The sequence below is a fragment of the Neobacillus sp. Soil_C_43 genome (assembly GCF_057656715.1).
The window spans coordinates 59,881-80,374 of record NZ_JBDGJV010000019.1 but is presented as its reverse complement, the minus strand read 5'-3'; the positions used below and the strand labels follow the sequence as shown (position 1 = coordinate 80,374).

The following is a 20,494-nucleotide window of genomic DNA, read 5'->3' as shown; positions in this document are numbered from 1 at the left end:
GTTGGCTTAGTTTCATAAGAAACTAATAATTTTTGTTTGTTGACGTTTTTGTTTGTTTAGTTTTCAAAGAACAATTTCATCATCGCTCGAAAGCGACTTTTACATCTTATCAAGTTATCAACCGTAAGTCAACAACTTTTTTAATTTCTTTTTTCAAGCGTTACTGACTAGCAGCAACAGAAATTAATATTATACTATAAAACCAACTTCGTCAATCCTGAATTTTTATTTTTCAAAAGGAACAACTAAAACCATGTTGTTCCGCATCAGGAATTACTATATTACTATCACATTTACCTCATGTCAACACTTTTGGGCAATATCACTTCAACGTACCAATCCAACCGTCAACTGTCTGAACATCCGCTTGACGTGGAAAAACCTTTTCCATAAGAACGCGGTGAACCTCAGGATCTGCATCCAGACATGCATCCGAAAGCACTGTAATGGAATAATCTTTATCCGCTGCTTCTCTTACTGTTGATAATACGACTCCACTTGTAGAAATTCCGCTGAGAACAAGTGTGTTGATTTGTTGTGCGCGAAGGATGACTTCAAGATTGCTGCCCGCAAATGCACTAATACGATACTTGGTAATAATGGGCTCATCAGGTTTAGGCTGGACAGATTCGTGAATGTGGGTGGATGAATCCATGAGGGTCATTCCGCCGGATTTAGAGATAGCTGAGAATATTTTATTGTATGGACTGACCTCTGGGTACCCTTCGCTAAACCCCACTCGAACAAAAATAATAGGTATTCCCTTTTGACGAGCAGCTTCCACAGCTCTTTGGAACGGTTGAAGAACCTCTCTATTTTCTGCGAAACGGGATACAATTCCATTTTGCAGATCCATTACTAGCAGTGCAGTTTTTCCATTTTGATTGTTCATGTGTTTTCTTCTCCAATTCATTTTAATCGTATTACGTATTTATTAAGTAGGTGTTTTTATGATATTATTTTTAAAAACAGAAGAGGTTATCATATGAATACTACATTATCATCCCCAGGAACAACTAAAACAAGAGTTATCGTCATCAACGCACTTTTTATCGCCTTAACCCTCGTAGCCACAATGTTCATTAACATTAGGCTCCCATTGATGGGTAACGGAGGTCTCATCCATTTAGGTAACGTACCTCTGTTTATTGCTGCCTTAGTATACGGCAAAAGAACAGGATTCATAGCAGGCGCTTTCGGAATGGGCTTGTTCGATGTGATTTCTGGCTGGGCCCTATGGTCACCATTTACTTTTGTCATTGTAGGGGCAATGGGCTTCGTAGTCGGACTTATTTCTGAGAAAGCACCTGGCAAAAAGGTCGTTGTGAACTCTCTGGCAATTGCAACTGCACTAATCATAAAAGTGGTTGGCTATTATTTTGCTGAAGTAATCCTTTACGGTAACTGGATACAGCCTTTTGGCTCCGTCCCTGGAAACATCATGCAGGTCGTTATAGCGGGTATCATCGTAGTCCCTCTTGTAGGACGATTAAAGAAAAGAGCTAAACAATAAACAAATGAATATCAAGATATTTTACTTAGAGAGGATCTTTCCTCTCTTTTTTTTGCAAAAATTGTTGTAGCCGCCGTACTAGTCTTAGGTAGTTACTCCTGAGTTTGAAGTTTATTTTGTAACGAAAGGTATATATCCTTTAAATTACTTGAATAAAGATGAGGTAGCCGCCAAGAATCATATTCTTGAGGTACTGATATATTCTGCATTTCCTCGAGTGTTCTACCACTAGCCACACACTGGTTAGCGATTTCGACCAATCCGCTAAAATAATCACGTATGACCTTAATTTGCTCTTTTCCTACAACGGTGCCATGTCCAGGCATAATCTGCTTTATAGGTAACATTTCAATTTTATCCAAAATAGTAAGCCACTCGTCCACATTTCCATATCTAAGTAAAGGATGACTTCCGACTGTGATTAGGTCTCCGATTAAAAGTATTCCTTCTTCCTCAAGATGGAGAATAAGGTCATTCGGGGAATGTCCTCCACCGTAACAGAGGAGACGAGCTGTCCGATTTTGTCCATGTAGAGTCATCGATTGGTCGAATGTCATGTTTGGAAGTGTTAATTTGAGACTTTTGACCGTGTCACTAATTTCCTTGTAATCCTCAAATTGAAGAATCCTTTCGTTCCTACGATTTATATCTGTTTCTTCTTCAATTAGCTTTGTATATTCAAGAGATTGGTCTGGTTGACTCTTCATACTTTCAATAACCTTAGGGTTTAATGACTCCATTGTTTCCCTAGTTTTACTGGTAGACAGTATACGACAGTCTTTGAATACTTGGTTGCCACCGCAATGGTCTAGGTGGTTATGGCTATTTATAACAAGAATAGGCTGATCACCAAATTCAAGGGTAGCAAATTTACGAAGTTCTTCTGCAGCTCTAGGATTTTGAAAGGTATCCCAAACTACGGTTTGACCACCAAGGTTTATTACAGCCGCGTTTGCTATGCAGCCTGAGCCCCGGTTTATTATAGCCGCAAACACTCCGTTTGCTACCTGTTGTAATTGAAAATATTTGGTTTGAAATGTACCCATTAATCCAACCTCCAATATCTAATGAATAGGAAACTACACAATCTTGCTCTTATGGTTTATGTAAATAAATCCTTCATTTCTTAATCTAACTATTACTCCTCTCACTAGCAGTACTCCTTCTTTCAAGGAGGGACAGTCCCCCAGTGCTGTAAAGCAGCGGGGGACTGTCCCCATAATTGTTTTTATTCCTTTCCTATTAGCTCATCCAGGTTCAAGGCAGTCTGAATATAGTATTTTTTGGTCACTACATTCCCTGAGTCACTAAAAACTCCCACTTCAAATTTCGAATTCTCACCTTCAAAAATCATTCTTCCATCGGGCCCACGTTCGAACACTACTTTTGAAATGTCCTTTCTTGGAGACGAATGAATCTTTTGGGTGATTCGACTGATAACCTTCCTATCTTTTATTACAAACGGTCCTTCGTTATCCCAATTCTTATAAATGGTGATTTTTGTTATGTCACTATCTTCAATAATTTTATCTTCTAAATGGTTATTTCCGCATCCACACAACATGACTACGGTGAGAATTACCGAACCTATAAGTAATAAGTAAGACCGCTGATTCATACCCATTCCCCCATTACGTGTTTTCCCTTATATCCGTACATAAATTATAAATAATCATCTAAAAATAATAATAAAAACAAAGAGGATAATCCTATGAAAAAGCTATTGATTTGTTTGGTCATTATTTTGGTTTCGGGCTCAAGTGGAATCTATTCATCAAGCTTTATTCCTACCTCATACGCCCAACGGAAACCTATTCCTCCCTATGCTAAGTGGGGACAGTTGGCAATGAAGAGTACAAAGGAGAAGTACCCCAATGCCCAGATTAATGACTATCTACATATCGGACGAATTAGCGGTCCTCGGACGTCAACTGAGAAATTTAAATTATGGTTAAAAGATCAACAAAAAGAATTTGGCGTTTTAGTATATATTGAATTTAACAATACTACTGAGAAAGTCATTAAAGTTACTTTTAAGGAAACAACTAAATGAACCCTTGAACTAGCCTGTGGTACGTAGTCCACGCGAATTGATTAATTAATTGTCCTCCTTAATTTGCAGAGTGATCGCCAAGGTGGCAAAAGAGGATAAACCAAGAATAAGAGCAACTATAAATATGAAACCATCTTTAAATATTTGCGATAGTAAAAAGCACGTACACATAATGATATAGCAAACTTTAAAGACAGATTTTTTCATGGGTTCACCCTGTCTTTTCTTATTTAGCACCAGTAACAATAGTAAAATGAAAACGGCTAAGATGCTGGAACTAATCGTTCCAAAGAGGGTATCTGAATATCCTGCCCACCCTATAACTAAATCAATTAGCAGTGCACTAAAAGTACATACATAGAGTGCTTTTTCCGTTTTTGTTCGTTCAGAAATTTTCAGCATACCCTCATCTCCTTGAAATTTTTTAATTTTCTTAAAATAGGATTTTTATCTTCCTTATTTTAACATAAAAAATAGGGACAGTCCCTCACTGCTGTAAAACAGCGGGGGACTGTCCCTTCGTATTTACCATATCTTATCAAATATTATTTGTATCACAATCCAACTGACCATCAATAAAAAGACTGTGAGAATTTTCTTTTTCAGCGACATACCTTTAAGGATGGTCCACCATTCAGGATCTTCCAATGTCATTACAAATAAAATAATTAAAATGACAACTACTATAAATACAAATCCGAGTAGTATATTGCTTAGAATTCCCAAAGGTTTTCCTCCTACCAGTTACCTTTTCACTTATGTTGCCCAGTTTTGCAATCACAAACATTGAAAGAAGGAAAAAAGATTGGGCTAAATACCTAATCTCTAAAAAGTGAAAAAGACTCGCCTAAAAGCATGAGTCCATTAAACACGTCAATTTATCGCAATCGGAATTCTTTTTTCAAAGGAAATCCCCTGATAGGTATAGTAGATCATCACTTGGTATATTGGCCTTGCACTTGAAAAATGACTTGCCTAAGGGTCCTTAGTCCTTTAAAGTCTAAACAATCTGCTTTAAGACGATTAACAATGACATTCCCAACAAGCAACATGCCCATTTTCCCTTCACCTTCGGCCTCTACTCTCATCATTCTTGCCACCAGGTCAACATCCGATGTTCGATATTTGGCTCTCGCCATCCTTTTCACCCCAGATTTAAAATTATGATAATAAGCCTACATTATGTTAAAGGGCACTGTTTTGTCATAAACTCTAGCCCCACCAGTCGGATTACAATGGTGCCAATAGGATACAATGATGAAGTGGCGTGAATTTTCGCAATCCTTTACAATGGAGTTAGGCACCTATTGTGGAAAAACCTCATAAAAAAATTGTTTTAAGAGAGGGAGTAGAGGAAATGGAATCAGTTAAACAAGTAACAGTAGAAACAACTGTTCAAGCACCCCTTGAAAAGGTATGGAAATATTGGACAGAGCCCACTCATATAACCAAATGGAACAGCGCTTCAGACGACTGGCACACACCAGTTGCAGAAAATGATCTAAGACCGGGTGGGAAATTTCATTCGCGCATGGAGGCCAAAGATGGTAGTTTTGGTTTCGATTTTGGTGGAGTTTATGATGAAGTGAAAGTACATGAGGTGATTGCTTATACACTAGGCGATGGAAGAAAGGTTACAATCACCTTTAAAGAAAAAGAAAACGAAACCCAAGTAATTGAAACGTTTGATGCTGAAACGACGAATCCCGTTGAGATGCAGCAACAAGGTTGGCAGGCGATTCTAGACAATTTCAAAAAATACGCAGAACAAACGTAAAAAGCCGTGGTGTCAGGCACCCCTCATGGGCAACTGTCCATTGGGGTGCCTGACACACCATTAATCTAAGTGAGATGTACTATTTGCAAACTTTATTATTTGTAGACCCTTGTAATAATCCAAAAAATGAATTCCTGTATTATTGGTGTGGAACCATTTATTATTTTCCTTTGGTAATTCAAGAAAACTTTCAATAAATTTGGTTATCATTCCACCGTGGGTTACTACTGCAATTCTAGTATATTTATTACTATTTTCTTTGATAAATGAAAGAACATTTTCCCCGCGTAACCTAAATTCTAGATTACTTTCTGATTCCTGTTGTTCTCTTAAATGATCTATGTATTCAACTGAACAACCAATCGTATTGGATAATACCTCGGCAGTTTCCCTCGCTCTTTTTAATGTACTACTCCATATGAAATCGGGTGGAAACTCATTTAATACGCGTTGTGCCATTTTCTCTACTTGTATACGTCCATTTGGTGTTAAAGGCAAATCTGTTGTCCCATTATAATTTTCATCTAAAAAGTCATCTTCTGATTCTCCGTGACGAATCAACAAAATCTGCATCTTTTTCACACTCCATTAATAAAGAAGTTATTTTATTCAAACTCTCATCATTTTTTATAATCTTGTTTGTATTAATTACTATGAGGATTCGGTCATGTAAAAAAGACTGATTGACAAAATCATTAGTAAAATTAGAAGTGCGTGAAGACATATTCCCACAATGCTACAAACCTTTCCTGAAATAGCCAACCCTCTACCATTTTCATTGGAATTAACAATCTCTGCCATACTTTTAGATGATAAGACAAGACCAATAATACCAAGGACTAAACCAATGTAAGGCACTATTATTGATAGTATTCCCAACGTAAGTGCAGCGATGGATTTATTATTCGTTTTCTCCACTTCTATCTCTCCTTCATTAGAATTTACTTTTTCTATTTTATTTGGCGAAAACTAGAAATATAGATTGTTTGGTTTATTACCTTTTTTACTTTCAAGAAGCCACAAAACTCTTTTCAATTACTCTTCTTTTCTCGAACCTTTTTATGAATATTCGCTATTCTTGCTGTTCATTCCTTCTTCAAGGGGCACGATGGGCAAATATTGCCTCTTGGTATTCTAGAACTGAAACCTTTTTTGAAGTGATACGTATCATACATTTAAATGGAATTTCAGAAAGGAGCTAGGTATGAAGAAAGTACATTTTTTTCTTATAATTGCGGTCTCACTGTTCCTAAACGCATGCTCATTTCTAGGGGAAGTGAATGATTCAATTGACTATGTCAATCAAGCGACTGACCATGTTAATAAATTAAATAATTTTGCAGAAGAAGCCCCTCAATTGATCGAGCAAGCTGCCAACGATTTAGCCATCCAGAAAGAACTTGAAACTAAATTGGTGACCCTTAAGCAGGATATAGAGGCCTTTATTAACATCAATGACGTCCCTTCTGTGGCAAAAGACATCCATCAAGAATTAGTTGTTAAAAATGAACTTTTACTTGGTGAAATCAACGAAGTGTTACAAAACGGACATTTGGCGTTGGATCAGTTAGAAAACTCCCAACTACTCACAACGGTTAATGAAATAACCAATTTGTTAAATAGACTAAAAAACCTGGGGCAATAGCATAAAAAACAGCCAGTTAGGTAAACTGGCTGTTTTTTGAAGTGATAACTACACGAGCTATCTCAAAAATAAAGATAGATGTGTAAGGACATTAAATATCAAGTTACGCGTACCAATCCATTTCACCATTTCAGGATCGTTATGTGAGAAGAACACGCTATTTTTCGTATCTAACGTAGAAATTTTCTCCATATCCTCTTGGCTTAATTCAAAGTCAAAGATCGTAATGTTTTCGATGATTCGTTCCTTACGAACAGACTTTGGAATCGCAACGACTCCTCTCTGTGTCAACCATCGTAAAATCACCTGTGCAACGGATTTATTATAGGTTTCTGCTATAGATACTAAAACTTCGTTCTGGAACATGTTATTTCTTCCTTCAGCAAATGGTCCCCATGACTCTATTTGAACATTGTTCTCTTTCATAAGGTTATGACTTTCTATTTGCTGGCAGAAAGGATGGGTTTCAACCTGGTTTACGGCAGGAATCACTTCATTATGAATCATCAAGTCCACTAAACGGTCCATATGGAAGTTACTCACTCCAATTGCCCTAATCTTCCCCTCACGATATAATTCCTCCATTGCTTGCCAGGAACCATATATATCACCATAAGGCTGATGAATTAAATACAAATCCAAATAATCCAATTGCAGTCTTTCTAGTGATTTTGAGAATGCTTTCTTCGTGCTCTCATATCCAGTATCCTGAACCCAGAGTTTTGTAGTTATAAACAATTCCTCTCTTGGCACACCACTCCGCTTAATCGCTCTTCCGACCGCTTCTTCATTTAGATAAGAGGCAGCGGTATCTATTAGACGATAACCAGCCATAATAGCGTCATAAACACTTTGTTCACATTCATTTGCATCTTGAATTTGATAAACTCCAAAGCCTAGTATAGGCATCTCCACACCATTGTTTTCATTACTTTTTGCATAATTTATTTTCCTCTCTTTTTTATGATTATACTGTAATAAGCTGTCCCATCCTCGTTCTACTCCTTGATCTATCATTTGAAATTTTCGCCAAGATAATTAAAATTATAAACAAACTTCTGACTTCCTCATTATTCAATAAATGAAAAAGCAGCTGGTATCCTATTCGTGTCAAATGATTGCCTAATCCTCTCACAACCACTTACGCAACAGAAGAATATACATTAGAATGAGACTACAAAAATAATGCTGTTTCGTAAAGATTGTTGTTATTCATACTTATGTTTGCCATTGTAGTCTCACATCATTTGACAATGTTTCTGTTTTTTCCGCTACTCTGTCCGAAGTTGGCCGGTCTTTTGACAGTGTTTCTATTTTTTTCGATTACTCTGTCCGATGTTGCCTTGCCTTTTGACAGTGTTTCTGTTTTTTCCACCTACTCTGTCCGAAGTTGCCTTGCCTTCTGACAGTGTTTCTGTTTTTTCCACCTACTCTGTCCGAAGTTGCCTTGCCTTTTGACAGTGTTTCTGTTTTTTTCACCTACTCTGTCAGAAGTTGACTTGCCTTCTGACAGTGTTTCTATTTTTTTCGCCTACTCTGTCCAAAGTTGACCGGCCTTCTGACATGTTTCTATTTTTTTCGCCTACTCTGTCCGAAGTTGCCTTGTCTTTTGACAGTGTTTCTGTTTTTTCCACCTACTCTGTCAGAAGTTGACTTGCCTTCTGACAGTGTTTCTATTTTTTTCCCTACTCTGTCTGAAGTCGGCTTGTCTTCTGACAGTGTTTCTGTTTTTTCCACCTACTCTTTCCGAAGTTGCCTTGCCTTCTGACAGTGTTTCTGTTTTTTCCGCTTACTCTGTCCAAAGTTGCCTTGCCTTTTGACAGTGTTTCTGTTTTTTTCACCTACTCTGTCAGAAGTTGACTTGCCTTCTGACAGTGTTTCTATTTTTTTCGCCTACTCTGTCTGAAGTTGCCTTGTCTTTTGACAGTGTTTCTGTTTTTTCCACCTACTCTGTCAGAAGTTGACCGGCCTTCTGACAATGTTTCTATTTTTTTCGATTACTCTGTCCAAAGTTATCCTGCCTTCTGACAGTGTTTCTGTTTTTTCCACCTACTCTGTCGAAAGTTGCATTTGAATCAGGATCAAAAAAGTACAGAGAGCAACAAAGCTTACGAAGAGAGTTAAAATAAAGAAACAAGGAGGTCCATATGTCTGATCAAATATATAAACAGCAGATTGAGCTCGCCAAATTCATTGAGCGACACACTGGCAGGGAAGGTACTTACGAGACTGCCATTCCGTCTTTATTTTTCTCCTGTTACTCTGATAGGACCGGACCAAATTACGGAGTTTACAATCCTTCCTTATGCATTGTCGTTCAGGGCATGAAGGAGGTATTGTTATCACAAGAGCGCTTTATATACGGTCCTGCTGATTACCTTATTGCCTCTGTTCACTTACCTATAATCGGACAAGTCACAGAAGCCTCCTCTGAGGTTCCGTATTTGGCTCTCAAACTTGAATTTACGCCGAGCCAAATCTTAGAGGTTTTACGTGATTCTCAAATTGGTTTGAGCCAGAAACAAAATGCAAAGCGAGGTATGTATGTCAGCAGAATAGAGCTGTCATTGTTGGACGCGGTAACCAGATTAACTCGTTTAATAGAAAATCCAAAGGATACCCCGTTACTTGCTCCACTATTCATCAAGGAAATCATCTATAGGGTTTTGCAAGGACCACATGGAGAAGCGCTGGAACAAATCGCCATCGAGGGAAGCTCTACCTCACAAATCAGTGACGTGATTGAACATATCATGAAGAATTATAATACGACTTTCCGCATTGAAGAGCTTGCGGAAATAGCCAATATGAGTGTTTCTTCGCTTCATAGGCATTTTAAAGAAGTAACCGCTATGAGCCCTATTCAGTTTCAAAAGCAAATGAGACTGCAGGAAGCACGGAGCCTGTTACTATCCGAGTCAGCCGATGCCGCGGATGTCGCATTCCGGGTAGGCTATGAGAGTCCTTCGCAATTCAGCCGTGAATATTCCCGCATGTTTGGTTTACCACCTAAAGAAGATATTAAGCGCTTGAGGGAAAAATATGACCATATGATAAACTCATGACTCCCCCTGCTAAACGAGGGGGCATACTCCGTATATAAAAACATATAATTTGTCCACACCTTTCCTTCACTGTTGAATTTAATGGTAGCAAGGGGGTGAAATAATATGAGCATGGAAGATATTGTTTCAATTGGGGCAAATTGTGTACTTCGCACAAGGAGAAATGGATTCTTTCTTTTAACCGAAATTGAAGTAGAAGCAGGTAATGTTGAGATTGAGGAATTTGTGTTTATTCGGATATCCACACGAGAGGCAAATACTTTAATAAGAGCAGGAGTCATGGAATGTAGAGTGTTAAACAACTTTGATGGATTTAATATTGCAGATGTGGAATGCGTATTTATTGTAGATGGCGAGGCATTTGCAGTGTTTGATGTTGAAGTTGGCGGCACTGACGAAGCCGTACTTGTCGCCATTACATTAGGACAAGCACGGTCATTACTCAACAGGGGTGCACGTCGATGCACAGTCATCAATCGGCGCCGTTTTTAAGATACCATTAATAGATTTTACTAGAGGACTATTTTTTTGAATGGTCCTCTTTTAATTAGTATTACGTTAGCCATTTTGTTCAACAGGAATTAGTCCGGCCTTGCTTGAATATACGTAGGTAAAAGTGGAAATGGAGAGATGATTATGGCATTTGTTGCGATCTATACTGTTGGTAAGCTAAAACATCCGTATGAACATCCTGCTTCTCGTGAGTTTTTTGAAGTTGGACATAAAGTCATTCGACAGGCTTCTTCTTCCGGGCAGCTTATAAAGGAGTTTTCACCTGATGGAGTGCCCTTCCCAGAGGAAGTGATCAAAGGTGAAGGTTCTCCTATTCTTACACTAACAGTATGGAGAAGCCTTCAATCTTTATATCGTTTTACCTATTCAGGTAAACATAAGCAAGCGCTACGAGACAGGAGCAAGTGGATTGAACCTCATCAAGAGAAACAGCCTACATATGTGGTGTGGTGGACGGAGATGGTGAAGGATGTATCCTGGGAGGAGGCTTTCAAGAGATACAACCATTATATTCAGCATGGACCAACTCCATTTGCGTTTGACTATAAGCATGCATTTGATGAATGTGGGAAGACGCTCTTGGTTAACTAGCCAGCCAGGGGCATTCTTTTTTAATCCAATAAGGATGAAATAATCTCTTTACTATTGAACTGCAGCGAGCTCGGTATATCCTCCCGATTTGATTTCAAGGCAAAATATTGTACGTCTGTACGATCTTGAAAAAGTCTATACCTCAATATACTCGTATCAACTGCAACTGCACTTATTATCTGTTCATAGAATTGGCCTTGAGTCATCATATCTTCTGAAACTAAGTGAAAAATACCTTTTAGATTATTATTAATAATGAACCTCAATTGTTTTGCTAACTGAACATCCAAAAGATTGTTACATACCAAATTACTGTACACATCGATCACTTTATTCTTTTTTATGCTTTCTTTAATCAAGTTCCACCTTGGCGAATTCTTACCCCATATCGCTGGGATTCGGATCATCATCGCGCACTCACCTAAATTTTCTTTTAACATACTTTCGCATTCAATTTTAAAATTTCCATAATCTGATTCGGAAATAGGTAGATCTGTTTCAGAGTGTGGCTTTGAATAATCCCCATCAAAAATATTAGTAGTAGAAAAGTAATACAAACGGCTATCACTCCCACGTAATTCCATTGCCAATTCTTTATGAAACTTAAGCTGATGTTCAAACTCTCCTCTTAGGCAAGATATCACAATGTCGGGTTTAATTGAGCGTATAATTTCTCTCAACTTATCGGTTTGTTGAAGTTTCAGCTTCAATTGCTTACCTTCTGGGAGACTGGATAACGTAGAAGAATATGTTCCATAGAGGTCAAAACCATCTCTAAATTCTTCTATTAAAGCTCTTCCTACAAGACCGCTTGCACCTAGAATAAGTACCTTTTCCATCGAAATCCCCCATTCTCTCTTTTATTATAAAACGAATAATAACTTAAAAAAGATACTTACTATCTAACCTTATGATGAAATATTTATTTGTGGATGGTAAGATAAAAAATATAAGTAAACCAAATGATCATTTTAGTTAACTTTTAATATATTAATACCTGTCGAACTGGGGGTTAATTATGTATAAGCTACGAGGACATCATCTTTTTTGCCTTTTGGGCTATCGGGGAATGGGTTATTCCCAAGAATACGTGGAGAATATGACGCGCTTGCATCAAACCTTGAGAGAGAACCCTAAGACGTTGATTCAGCTTGTAAAAGGACCCGATCAATTATGTGAAAAGTACCCGAACACTGGCGATTACCACTGTCAGGATGCCAACCTCTATGATAGGGATGCTGTTATTTTAGAAAAAATGGACCTTCTAATCGGGCAAATCCTGAAGTGGGAAGATATTGAGTCCCGCATCAAAAAACATGTCATCCCCGCCGATATCCAAACAGTCTGCGAAACCTGCCACTGGCGTACCTACGGAGTTTGTGAGGAAGGCATTCAAGAAATTCTTGATGGGAAGGGCTTAAGAGAAGTGAAATAAGCCCTCCCTGTTTTTTTGCTTGAACGTTTATTTAATGAATATCATGCTTTCTGAAATTGCCACCCTTTACTTCTGCTACGTCATAGACAGTAACAAAGGCCTTTGGATCAATTTCATTGATGATTTCCTTTAACTTGGTTTCTTCTAAGCGGTTAATAACGCAGGTGATTTCTTTAAACATTTCATTCGAAAAGCCGCCATACGCTTCCTTATACGTTGCCCCACGGCCTAAGCGATCACGAATGGTCTCGATCATTGATTCAGGTTGAGTCGTGATAATAAGGAAGGTTTTCGAGCCGCTTAACCCTTCTTCGACAATATGAATGACTTTTGAAGCGATAAAGTAGGCAATGGCCGAAAGGAAGGCCCCTTGGAGACCGAAGACGGTGGAAACGAAAATAAATACAAAGGTATTTAAGAAAAGAATGAGGTCACTTGTCCCAAACGGTAATTTTCGCGAGAGCAGGACGGCGAGCATATCAATTCCATCTAATGCGCCGCCATTACGCAAAGCTAACCCCATCCCAAAACCGAGGATGATCCCGCCCACTACAGTAATTAACAACGTATCCCCTTCAATAATAGCCGGGGTATGGTGCATGAGGCTTGTCCCAACAGCTAAAGAAATGATTCCTATTATAGAAAAAATTGCGAAGCTTTTACCAATTTGTTTATAGCCTAACCAAATGAAGGGGAGGTTCAATAAGGCAATGAGAATTCCTAGTGGTAAACCAAACAGCTCGGAGCCAACGATGCTAAGACCCGTCACGCCTCCATCGGATACGTTGTTTGGAATTAATACCGTTTCGAGTCCATAGGCCGCAATAAATCCACCGAAGATGACCATGAATCCCCGTAAAATCCATTTTAGTTTGTTCGTCTTATGTTTTTTAATCGTACTCATCAAATTCCTCGCTTTGCTTATTTTTATTTATTTAAGTTTACCATAACATTCTCCTTTACCTATCCTACCGGGCCTACTATCCATAAAGACAAGCAACAGTGGAAAAATGGTCGCTCAAAGACAAAAAGACATCACGTAGAGAGGTTCTATGAACCCTTTTCCTTCTCGGTACTACGGGAAAGGTCGCATAGAGAGGTTCTATGAACCTTTTCCTTCTCGGAACGACGAGAAAGGTCGCATAGAGAGGTTCTATGAGCCCTTTTCCTTTCCGTAACGACGAGAAAGGTCGCATAGAGAGGTTCTATGAACCCTTTTCCTTCTCGGAACAACGAGAAAGGTCGCATAGAGAGGTTCTATGAACCCTTTTCCTTCTCGGAACGACGAGAAAGGTCGCATAGAGAGGTTCTATGAACCCTTTTCCATCTCTGAACAACGAGAAAGGTCGCATAGAGAGGTTCTATGAGCCCTTTTCCTTTCCGTAACGACGAGAAAGGTCGCATAGAGAGGTTCTATGAGCCCTTTTCCTTTCCGTAACGACGAGAAAGGTCGCATAGAGAGGTTCTATGAGCCCTTTTCCTTTCCGTAACGACGGGAAAGGTCGCATAGAGAGGTTCTATGAACCCTTTTCCTTCTCGGAACGACGAGAAAGGTCGCATAGAGAGGTTCTATGAACCCTTTTCCTTCTCGGAATGACGAGAAAGGTCGCATAGAGAGGTTCTATGAACCCTTTTCCTTCTCGGAACGACGAGAAAGGTCGCGTAGAGAGGTTCTATGAACCCTTTTCCTTCTCGGAACAACGAGAAAGGTTGCTGCGACCTCTATTAAAGTCAGTTGAATCTTGTCCGGTTTCATTGACTTCTGACAATGTTGCTTTTCCTTCGACTCTGTCAGAAGGTTACCTCAGCTACTGACTATGTTACTTGCTCTTCCATCAACTCTGTCCGAAGTTCCCTCGACCTGTGACTATGTTGCTTGCTTTTCCTCCCACTCTGTCCGAAGTACCCCCCCTATAAAATCAAAATAATCGTCCCAACCGTAATAAGGACTCCGCCCAAAATCTTATGTTTTGCGACTCTCTCTTTTAAAATGAGAAAGCTCAACACCATCGTGAGCACGACACTAAATTTGTCGATGGGAGCTACGACCGAAACATCCCCTAAGGCAATCGCGGCAAAATAGCACAGCCACGACAAACCAGTGGCCACACCTGATAGGATAAGAAAAAGATAGCCCTTTTTGGATATCCGCCGCAACTCCTTAACGGTCCCTTGGAACAACACGATCCCCCATGCAAAAAAAAGTATGACAACAGTCCGCAAGAAAGTACCTAGATTCGAATCGACCCCTTCCAGCCCGATTTTTGCTAAAATAGCCGTTAACGCTGCAAAAACAGCCCCTATAATCGCCTGCACAATATAACTTTGCGACCCCGTAAATCGTTTCTTCTCTTCGTTTTTCCCAATCAGGATAAACGTTCCAATAGAAATAATGGCCCCACCCGCAATTACCCCGGCTTTAGCAGGCTCTCCCAAAACAAGCACTGATAAAATAATAGTCAACACAATACTGGCCTTATCGATGGCCACCACCTTCGACACTTCCCCAATCGCCAGGGCCCTGAAAAAAAACAGCCACGACAAACCCGTTGCAATGCCCGAAAGTCCAATAAACAATAATGCTTTATTGGTAATCGTAGAAATCGTATGTAGTTGATGGGTAACTAGGACAACAATAAAAGCCATCACCACCACAACGACGGTTCGAACCGCCGTGGCTAAATTGGAATTGACGTTCTCCATTCCGATTTTGGCTAATATCCCGGTTATTGCTGCAAACAATGCTGCCAATAATGCCAACACTACACTCATTCCAAACCCTTCTTTTCCTTGAAAGTGTGAACTGTCCGAAATGCCTTTTTAGATAATTTATCTTTCCCTCGTTAATAGCACAATATAGTAAAATAATTGGGAACCACAATTTTATTAAAAAGAACGGAACTAAAATAAGCCAACATCACTGTTTGGCTTATTTTTCACTTCTATTGTGAGATGTGTAAAATTTCATAGATGGTTAGATTGCCAGATAGGTCCACTACTGGCTTTTCTTGAAAAAAGCTGAAATGGCTATAGCCCCATTTATCAGGATTATATATTAAGAAATCCCCACTCTTTGCTTCTGCATTTTTCACGTACTGATCCACTGCAGTGAATGAAAAATCGATTAATGATTGTTGTTCTGGGATGCTCCCCGCAAATTCAACCGCGTATCTACTTTTAGCAAAATTCTCTTCCAAGGATACATTTAAAGATACTCCAATGTTAATATGCTGCCATCCGAATGAAGCTAAAATATTGTCATAATACCCGTCAAAGACAAAGGAATTCATCCCTTGTGCTGTATTCCAGATATATAAGGGTGAATAGGAATTGTATAGGTTGCCGTTCTTCTCAGTTTCAGTCGTTAAATAAGCCTTAAACAACAGCCCCGGAAATCCATCTGTCCTATGCCCGTTTTCTTGCACCCGTCGTCTAATAATATCCATATCGTAATCCGCTGGTAAAATAACCTTATATTGCATACCTATCATACGTACCACTCCTCTTATTCGCTATAAAATAATGGTAACTTTTGGGTTTCGTGGTGTAAAATAGGTGTTATTGATGAGTGGCATCATTTTAAATGATGGGGTGGAGTGAAATGGAGTTAAATGATCTGATTATATTCAAAAAGGTAGTTGATGAGGGGTCCATCACGAAAGCGGCCAAAGAATTAGGGTATGTTCAACCTAATGTATCTGAAAGAATCAAGAAACTCGAACAAGAGCTAGAGGCCCCTTTATTGCATCGGAATCACAAAGGCATTTCGTTACTTCCATCTGGAGAAGTTTTGTTGGAGTACGCGAATCGAATCTTACATTTAGTGGATGAAGCAAAACGTGAAATTAAAGTCGGTGGGGAGACGTATCGGATAGGTACATCCCCATCCATTTTGTCCGCTTATTTAAAGAAACGAATTAAAGAAGATTTTATGAAGTATCAATTAATTATTGATCACAGCAGTCAATTGCAAGTATTGTTACTTCAACAAAAAGTAGATATGATCATTACCTACACGAATCATTCCAATCCTGAGTTGGAAGAAGTATTCTGTACCAAGCTTTCTATGAGTCTACAAAAAGCAAAAGGGAAACCTGTTCCTGATTATGCCGATGCGTTTTTTTTCGTTAGTCACGACCCACAGTGTCCTTTTCGCATGCATACAGTTGCGTTCATGGAGGAGCATGGATTTTCCATGCGGAAACTCCATCAGGTGGATTCTTATTCATTAATCAGGGAACTTGTTGCTCAAGGAAAAGGGTTAGCGTTCTTGCCCAGTAACACGGTGGATGTTGACACAATCGACGAGTTATCGACTGCCGATCTTCCCATTTACTTTTATACCAATCGGGCCTCCCAAAAACGAGTTCCGAATGACATTTTTGAGCGAGTTTTTTAAAAAGAGAAGGAAGAATTAAGCATCCACCATAAGGGTGCGCGAATGATAACATCTTTAAACCTCGAGAGTTCTCCGGGGAAACAGGTGCCATATATGGAACACCGAACGATTTTAAGGACAGCATGTGGAACGAGACGGTCATACAGGAAGTTGAAAAAAGGTTATCAGAAATCGATATAGATGCCGTTATGGATGTGGGGTATCTAGAACAATTTATAGAAGATAATCCTTTTTCTCCGTTTCCTCAAATTCAAAGTACCGAAAGACCTGACAAAACAGTGGCTAATTTAGTAGAGGGGAGAGTTGCCTTGATTTACTATAACTAGGTGGGAAGTCATAAAAAATGACTGCACCACAAGCAATCATTTCCTCCTGACCGTAGTTGAAGAAGAATAGTGATATTAGTCAAATTGGGATAACATTTTAATAAAGTATTTTGGAGATTCAGTAAACCCTTGTCGCATATAAAACCTATGTGCATCTGTTCTCCTTGAATGGGAATGCACCTCAATTCTATCGCAATTTCTTTTTATGGCTAAAACAGTACAGTATTCTTCAAGTTCGAAGGAAGTATTTTCAAGATTTTTGTTAACTAATAAAAATCTACAAAAAAATCGAACGTCCCATTTCTGAGACGTTCGATCATATTCTATTAATTATTAACCGCACTACTCAATTTTATTAAATACATATCTCTATCGAACTCATCACCAGATGCAAAGGAATGTGTATGACCAAGAATGATATAGCCCCCATCTTTTGTTGCTTCAATTGACTGACCAAAATCTGCTAAAGGGCCTCCATACGTTTTCTTCCAAATCTGATCTCCGCTATCATTCCATTTCCATAGGGCTAAATCAACGTTTTGTTCAGGAGATTTTTCGTATCCAACTGCCATGTAATTTCCATCGGACGTTTTGATCAAGCTTTGTGAAGCTTGGGTGTTAATACCATCACCTACATATTTTTCCCACTTGATTTCGCCTTGGCTATTTACTTTTGCAAAATAGCTCTTACTCACTATTTGTGGAAAGAATCCTCCTAACCAAGTGATAGTCTCTGAATCTCCAACTAGCATATAATCTCCTTTACCTGTTTCTACTACATCATATAGGAAATCCTCTATCCAATCCCCTTTACCAAATTTTTTCTCCCATTGTAAATTTCCCTTTCCATCTACCTTCACTAAATAGAAATCAGATTTCCTTCCTAGTTGAACGGAATAGGTTTGCCCAGCAATGATATATCCTCCGTCACTTGTTGCCTTTATCCTATTTGCGGTATCAGACGCTTCACCACCGTAAGTTTTTTCCCAAAGTTTATTACCATTTTTGTCGATTTTAAGTAGGAGAATGTCATTAGCTCCATTCGCTCCCGCTGAACCTGTCATTATAAACCCATCATCTGGGGTTTGTATGAAGGAAATACCACCTTGGTACACATCTTTTGTCCCTATTGTTTTCTCCCATTGAGTTTCTCCAGTTGCCGATAATTTAACTAAATATACATCAGTTGTTTCTTCTCCATCATCTTTACCGGAATAGCCTAATACTACGTAGCCTCCGTCTTTAGTTTGAATAATATCATTACCCCATTCATGTAAGGATTCACTTCCTAGTGGGCGATACCATTCCGTTCTACCGTCTTTCCCTACCTTAACAACAAATAAATCCGTATCTTGTTCCCACCAGCCTTCTGCTTCATCAAAAAAGAAACCTTTTGTTGAGAATGTTTCGGAAGCTCCGACCATAATATAGCCGCCGTCTGATGTTTGATGAACTTTTGAACCCATTTCCCATAGTGATCCACCAAACTGCTTATGCCATTCTACTTCAGCTGGAAGATCTTCTTTTTCATATGGTGCTTGAACCATTCCATTACCAAAATACTGATCTTTTCCTTGCTCTCCAATGTCCTCAGCACTATCTCTGATCATCTGAGCAATTTTTTGAGGTCCTACCTTACCATATTTGTTAATAAGTAAGGCAGCAACAGCTGATACTTTTGGTGTTGCCATAGAAGTACCTGCCATGAACATATAATCGTTGTCTTTATAAGCTCCCATATTAAGATCTAAATACCATAATCCTTTATCATAACGTTGGCCATCACCGCCGGGTGCCGTTACATCAATTGAACCTGGGCCATAGTTCGAATAAGAAGCTTTCGTATCCATTGGTCCTGTAGCAGAAACGGTGATAACACCTGGATCTAATCCAGGTTGCTCAAAGCCTGCCCCGACAAAAGAATAACCATCTTCAGCATACTCTTGGTTAAGGAAATCTGTTACCTTCCCTTTAGCCGTAACATTGATACCGTCATTTCCTGCTGCAGCAACAACTGTAATTCCATGATCAGTTGCATATTTTACAGCTCTTTTATATAGAAGGAAATCAGCAACTTCATTTCCTAAGTTATATCGTTTCCCTGTGCTTGGATCTGTCCAAAAAATTTGTCCCATTACAGAATATCCGCCTAAACTCATGGAAATGACATCGACACCATCATTTGTTGCCCCAACAATCGCTTGTGCGATGGTAGAAGTTGAGGCACCACCTTCTGCTCCAAACACACGATAAGATTTATATCCAATTCCAGGAGCTACTCCTAAAATTCGTCCTTTTCCAGCGATAGAACCAGCTACATGGCTTCCATGTCCATTTCGGTCCATGATATCGTCTGGATTTCCTTCTTCCGATGAATCCCCGTTTGCATTTGCAGGTACGTAGTTTCTGCCACCTAAATAATTTGTTTTTAAATCAGGATGAGTATAATCAACACCTGTATCGATAATCCCTACAACAACATCGTGAGTTCCACTATTATTTTTAAAGCTAGCTCCGTAATTCGTTACTCGCTTAATGTCCCATTGGTAAAAATTATAAAAATCAGGGTAGATCTCTTCTTCCCCACCTTCTTCTCGATCAAAGCTAGGTCTAATTAAACTACTATCAACTTGAATGGAATTTGTTTGAGAAGGAAACACACTTCCAAGTTCTTTAATCATGTTACTTTTGCTTTGTTGTTGATCAAATTTTGTTAATTCAGTAGGATTAAACGCTACTTTTTTCACTTTTGGTAGATTCATCTTTATAGAAGGACCAACAGACTTAACCTGTGTATTTTTCTGTAAAGTTGTAATTAAATCTGCATTACCTTTTACAACTACAGCACCTATTTGAGAGATTTCACTTTCGATCTTTCCACCATTCTTTTCAACAAAATCTTTAAAGCTTTTCGAAACATTTTGATCTTTTAATACAACCGTGAGATTAATTGCTTTCGGGCTTGTATTTGTTACAGCCATAGAATTAATAGGTAAAAAGATTGATAGTAACATTAAAAATGTTAGGAACATAGAAACTCTTTTCAAAATATACACCTCTCGCCCCTCTTATTTTTTTATTTCTCTTTAAAATGAAACTAACCAATTCTCCCTTCTATGTATTTTGAATTTCCCTTCAAAATAATTTTAATATTTCGAACATAAATATATTGTTATT

At 38.8% G+C, this 20,494-nt stretch carries 22 protein-coding genes and 2 pseudogenes; 10 read left to right on the top strand and 14 right to left on the bottom strand.

The annotated features are described in order from the left end of the window. Positions 1-322: 322 nt before the first annotated feature. Entirely contained in the window at positions 323-892 is a 570-nt protein-coding gene (locus AC3A54_RS21255; protein WP_487656104.1) for a cysteine hydrolase family protein, read from the bottom strand. Positions 893-985: 93 nt separating this feature from the next. Here AC3A54_RS21255 and AC3A54_RS21250 point away from each other — a divergent pair, with 93 nt between their 5' ends. Beyond that, positions 986-1,513 (top strand): ECF transporter S component, encoded by a 528-nt coding sequence (locus AC3A54_RS21250; protein WP_487656103.1) that lies wholly within the window; start codon positions 986-988, stop codon positions 1,511-1,513. Positions 1,514-1,605: 92 nt separating this feature from the next. On the opposite strand, the gene AC3A54_RS21245 is transcribed toward AC3A54_RS21250, so the two are convergent. Next, positions 1,606-2,559 (bottom strand): MBL fold metallo-hydrolase, encoded by a 954-nt coding sequence (locus tag AC3A54_RS21245; protein WP_487656102.1) that lies wholly within the window; start codon positions 2,557-2,559, stop codon positions 1,606-1,608. Positions 2,560-2,741: 182 nt separating this feature from the next. Further along, positions 2,742-3,131, bottom strand: a complete 390-nt coding sequence (locus AC3A54_RS21240) for a hypothetical protein (protein ID WP_487656101.1) — start codon at positions 3,129-3,131, stop codon at positions 2,742-2,744. Between the two features lie 93 nt (positions 3,132-3,224). Between AC3A54_RS21240 and AC3A54_RS21235 the strand changes: the two genes are divergently transcribed. Beyond that, positions 3,225-3,566: a YqzG/YhdC family protein gene (locus AC3A54_RS21235; RefSeq protein ID WP_487656100.1), complete on the top strand. Its 342-nt coding sequence runs from the start codon at positions 3,225-3,227 to the stop codon at positions 3,564-3,566. A gap of 45 nt (positions 3,567-3,611) precedes the next feature. Here AC3A54_RS21235 and AC3A54_RS21230 read toward each other — a convergent pair whose 3' ends face one another. From AC3A54_RS21230 to AC3A54_RS21220, 3 genes and pseudogenes are all read right to left on the bottom strand, one after another. Then, the gene (locus AC3A54_RS21230; RefSeq protein ID WP_487656099.1) at positions 3,612-3,968 is read right to left on the bottom strand and encodes a hypothetical protein; all 357 of its coding nucleotides are present in this window, start codon (positions 3,966-3,968) and stop codon (positions 3,612-3,614) included. Between the two features lie 123 nt (positions 3,969-4,091). After that, positions 4,092-4,292, bottom strand: coding sequence for a hypothetical protein (locus AC3A54_RS21225; RefSeq protein WP_487656098.1), 201 nt, complete (start codon positions 4,290-4,292; stop codon positions 4,092-4,094). Positions 4,293-4,516: 224 nt separating this feature from the next. Continuing rightward, a pseudogene (locus AC3A54_RS21220) lies at positions 4,517-4,705 on the bottom strand (cell wall hydrolase); the annotation flags it as partial. Between the two features lie 218 nt (positions 4,706-4,923). Between AC3A54_RS21220 and AC3A54_RS21215 the strand changes: the two are divergent. Further along, entirely contained in the window at positions 4,924-5,343 is a 420-nt protein-coding gene (locus tag AC3A54_RS21215; protein WP_487656097.1) for an SRPBCC family protein, read from the top strand. A gap of 60 nt (positions 5,344-5,403) precedes the next feature. On the opposite strand, the gene AC3A54_RS21210 is transcribed toward AC3A54_RS21215, so the two are convergent. Both AC3A54_RS21210 and AC3A54_RS21205 read right to left on the bottom strand, forming a co-directional pair. Continuing rightward, positions 5,404-5,916 (bottom strand): phosphoglycerate mutase family protein, encoded by a 513-nt coding sequence (locus AC3A54_RS21210; protein WP_487656096.1) that lies wholly within the window; start codon positions 5,914-5,916, stop codon positions 5,404-5,406. A 78-nt stretch (positions 5,917-5,994) separates the two neighbouring features. Then, positions 5,995-6,261, bottom strand: coding sequence for a DUF4190 domain-containing protein (locus AC3A54_RS21205; protein WP_487656095.1), 267 nt, complete (start codon positions 6,259-6,261; stop codon positions 5,995-5,997). A gap of 286 nt (positions 6,262-6,547) precedes the next feature. Between AC3A54_RS21205 and AC3A54_RS21200 the strand changes: the two genes are divergently transcribed. After that, complete coding sequence (locus AC3A54_RS21200) at positions 6,548-6,988, top strand: DUF6376 family protein (RefSeq protein ID WP_487656094.1); 441 nt, start codon at positions 6,548-6,550, stop codon at positions 6,986-6,988. A gap of 57 nt (positions 6,989-7,045) precedes the next feature. Here the strand turns inward: AC3A54_RS21200 and AC3A54_RS21195 are convergent, their stop codons facing one another. Beyond that, on the bottom strand, positions 7,046-7,897 hold the full coding sequence (locus AC3A54_RS21195; RefSeq protein WP_487656106.1) for an aldo/keto reductase: 852 nt from the start codon (positions 7,895-7,897) through the stop codon (positions 7,046-7,048). 1,238 nt (positions 7,898-9,135) lie between these two features. On the opposite strand from AC3A54_RS21195, the gene AC3A54_RS21190 reads away from it, so the two are divergent. The 3 genes from AC3A54_RS21190 (at position 9,136) to AC3A54_RS21180 (ending at position 11,157) form a co-directional block, all read left to right on the top strand. Beyond that, positions 9,136-10,053, top strand: coding sequence for an AraC family transcriptional regulator (locus AC3A54_RS21190; protein ID WP_487656093.1), 918 nt, complete (start codon positions 9,136-9,138; stop codon positions 10,051-10,053). Positions 10,054-10,158: 105 nt separating this feature from the next. Beyond that, positions 10,159-10,545, top strand: a complete 387-nt coding sequence (locus AC3A54_RS21185; RefSeq protein WP_487656092.1) for a hypothetical protein — start codon at positions 10,159-10,161, stop codon at positions 10,543-10,545. 144 nt (positions 10,546-10,689) lie between these two features. Further along, the gene (locus AC3A54_RS21180; protein ID WP_487656091.1) at positions 10,690-11,157 is read left to right on the top strand and encodes a DUF3291 domain-containing protein; all 468 of its coding nucleotides are present in this window, start codon (positions 10,690-10,692) and stop codon (positions 11,155-11,157) included. A 20-nt stretch (positions 11,158-11,177) separates the two neighbouring features. Here the strand turns inward: AC3A54_RS21180 and AC3A54_RS21175 are convergent, their stop codons facing one another. Further along, complete coding sequence (locus AC3A54_RS21175; protein ID WP_487656090.1) at positions 11,178-11,996, bottom strand: sugar nucleotide-binding protein; 819 nt, start codon at positions 11,994-11,996, stop codon at positions 11,178-11,180. Positions 11,997-12,175: 179 nt separating this feature from the next. On the opposite strand from AC3A54_RS21175, the gene AC3A54_RS21170 reads away from it, so the two are divergent. Continuing rightward, entirely contained in the window at positions 12,176-12,592 is a 417-nt protein-coding gene (locus AC3A54_RS21170; protein ID WP_487656089.1) for a DUF1284 domain-containing protein, read from the top strand. A 31-nt stretch (positions 12,593-12,623) separates the two neighbouring features. Here the strand turns inward: AC3A54_RS21170 and AC3A54_RS21165 are convergent, their stop codons facing one another. The 3 genes from AC3A54_RS21165 to AC3A54_RS21155 form a co-directional block, all read right to left on the bottom strand. Next, positions 12,624-13,496 carry a YitT family protein gene (locus tag AC3A54_RS21165; protein WP_487656088.1) on the bottom strand — a complete coding sequence of 291 codons (873 nt, stop codon included), beginning with the start codon at positions 13,494-13,496 and terminating at the stop codon, positions 12,624-12,626. 1,007 nt (positions 13,497-14,503) lie between these two features. Then, positions 14,504-15,364, bottom strand: coding sequence for an EamA family transporter (locus AC3A54_RS21160; RefSeq protein WP_487656087.1), 861 nt, complete (start codon positions 15,362-15,364; stop codon positions 14,504-14,506). 170 nt (positions 15,365-15,534) lie between these two features. Beyond that, positions 15,535-16,083 (bottom strand): DUF4865 family protein, encoded by a 549-nt coding sequence (locus tag AC3A54_RS21155; RefSeq protein ID WP_487656086.1) that lies wholly within the window; start codon positions 16,081-16,083, stop codon positions 15,535-15,537. A 110-nt stretch (positions 16,084-16,193) separates the two neighbouring features. Here AC3A54_RS21155 and AC3A54_RS21150 point away from each other — a divergent pair, with 110 nt between their 5' ends. Then, positions 16,194-16,991 (top strand): LysR family transcriptional regulator, encoded by a 798-nt coding sequence (locus AC3A54_RS21150; RefSeq protein WP_487656085.1) that lies wholly within the window; start codon positions 16,194-16,196, stop codon positions 16,989-16,991. Positions 16,992-17,137: 146 nt separating this feature from the next. Beyond that, a pseudogene (locus tag AC3A54_RS21145) lies at positions 17,138-17,305 on the top strand (spore germination protein); the annotation flags it as partial. 338 nt (positions 17,306-17,643) lie between these two features. Here AC3A54_RS21145 and AC3A54_RS21140 read toward each other — a convergent pair. Further along, positions 17,644-20,364 carry a S8 family peptidase gene (locus AC3A54_RS21140; RefSeq protein WP_487656084.1) on the bottom strand — a complete coding sequence of 907 codons (2,721 nt, stop codon included), beginning with the start codon at positions 20,362-20,364 and terminating at the stop codon, positions 17,644-17,646. Between the last annotated feature and the right edge of the window lie 130 nt (positions 20,365-20,494).

Coding starts and splice junctions, on each gene's coding strand:
- AC3A54_RS21165 (WP_487656088.1), bottom strand. CDS start 13,496: ATGAGTACGATTAAAAAACATAAGACGAACAAACTAAAATGGATTTTA.
- AC3A54_RS21245 (WP_487656102.1), bottom strand. CDS start 2,559: ATGGGTACATTTCAAACCAAATATTTTCAATTACAACAGGTAGCAAAC.
- AC3A54_RS21180 (WP_487656091.1), top strand. CDS start 10,690: ATGGCATTTGTTGCGATCTATACTGTTGGTAAGCTAAAACATCCGTAT.
- AC3A54_RS21235 (WP_487656100.1), top strand. CDS start 3,225: ATGAAAAAGCTATTGATTTGTTTGGTCATTATTTTGGTTTCGGGCTCA.
- AC3A54_RS21190 (WP_487656093.1), top strand. CDS start 9,136: ATGTCTGATCAAATATATAAACAGCAGATTGAGCTCGCCAAATTCATT.
- AC3A54_RS21185 (WP_487656092.1), top strand. CDS start 10,159: ATGAGCATGGAAGATATTGTTTCAATTGGGGCAAATTGTGTACTTCGC.
- AC3A54_RS21215 (WP_487656097.1), top strand. CDS start 4,924: ATGGAATCAGTTAAACAAGTAACAGTAGAAACAACTGTTCAAGCACCC.
- AC3A54_RS21160 (WP_487656087.1), bottom strand. CDS start 15,364: ATGAGTGTAGTGTTGGCATTATTGGCAGCATTGTTTGCAGCAATAACC.
- AC3A54_RS21240 (WP_487656101.1), bottom strand. CDS start 3,131: ATGAATCAGCGGTCTTACTTATTACTTATAGGTTCGGTAATTCTCACC.
- AC3A54_RS21210 (WP_487656096.1), bottom strand. CDS start 5,916: ATGCAGATTTTGTTGATTCGTCACGGAGAATCAGAAGATGACTTTTTA.
- AC3A54_RS21255 (WP_487656104.1), bottom strand. CDS start 892: ATGAACAATCAAAATGGAAAAACTGCACTGCTAGTAATGGATCTGCAA.
- AC3A54_RS21175 (WP_487656090.1), bottom strand. CDS start 11,996: ATGGAAAAGGTACTTATTCTAGGTGCAAGCGGTCTTGTAGGAAGAGCT.
- AC3A54_RS21200 (WP_487656094.1), top strand. CDS start 6,548: ATGAAGAAAGTACATTTTTTTCTTATAATTGCGGTCTCACTGTTCCTA.
- AC3A54_RS21170 (WP_487656089.1), top strand. CDS start 12,176: ATGTATAAGCTACGAGGACATCATCTTTTTTGCCTTTTGGGCTATCGG.
- AC3A54_RS21250 (WP_487656103.1), top strand. CDS start 986: ATGAATACTACATTATCATCCCCAGGAACAACTAAAACAAGAGTTATC.
- AC3A54_RS21155 (WP_487656086.1), bottom strand. CDS start 16,083: ATGATAGGTATGCAATATAAGGTTATTTTACCAGCGGATTACGATATG.
- AC3A54_RS21150 (WP_487656085.1), top strand. CDS start 16,194: ATGGAGTTAAATGATCTGATTATATTCAAAAAGGTAGTTGATGAGGGG.
- AC3A54_RS21230 (WP_487656099.1), bottom strand. CDS start 3,968: ATGCTGAAAATTTCTGAACGAACAAAAACGGAAAAAGCACTCTATGTA.
- AC3A54_RS21195 (WP_487656106.1), bottom strand. CDS start 7,897: ATGCCTATACTAGGCTTTGGAGTTTATCAAATTCAAGATGCAAATGAA.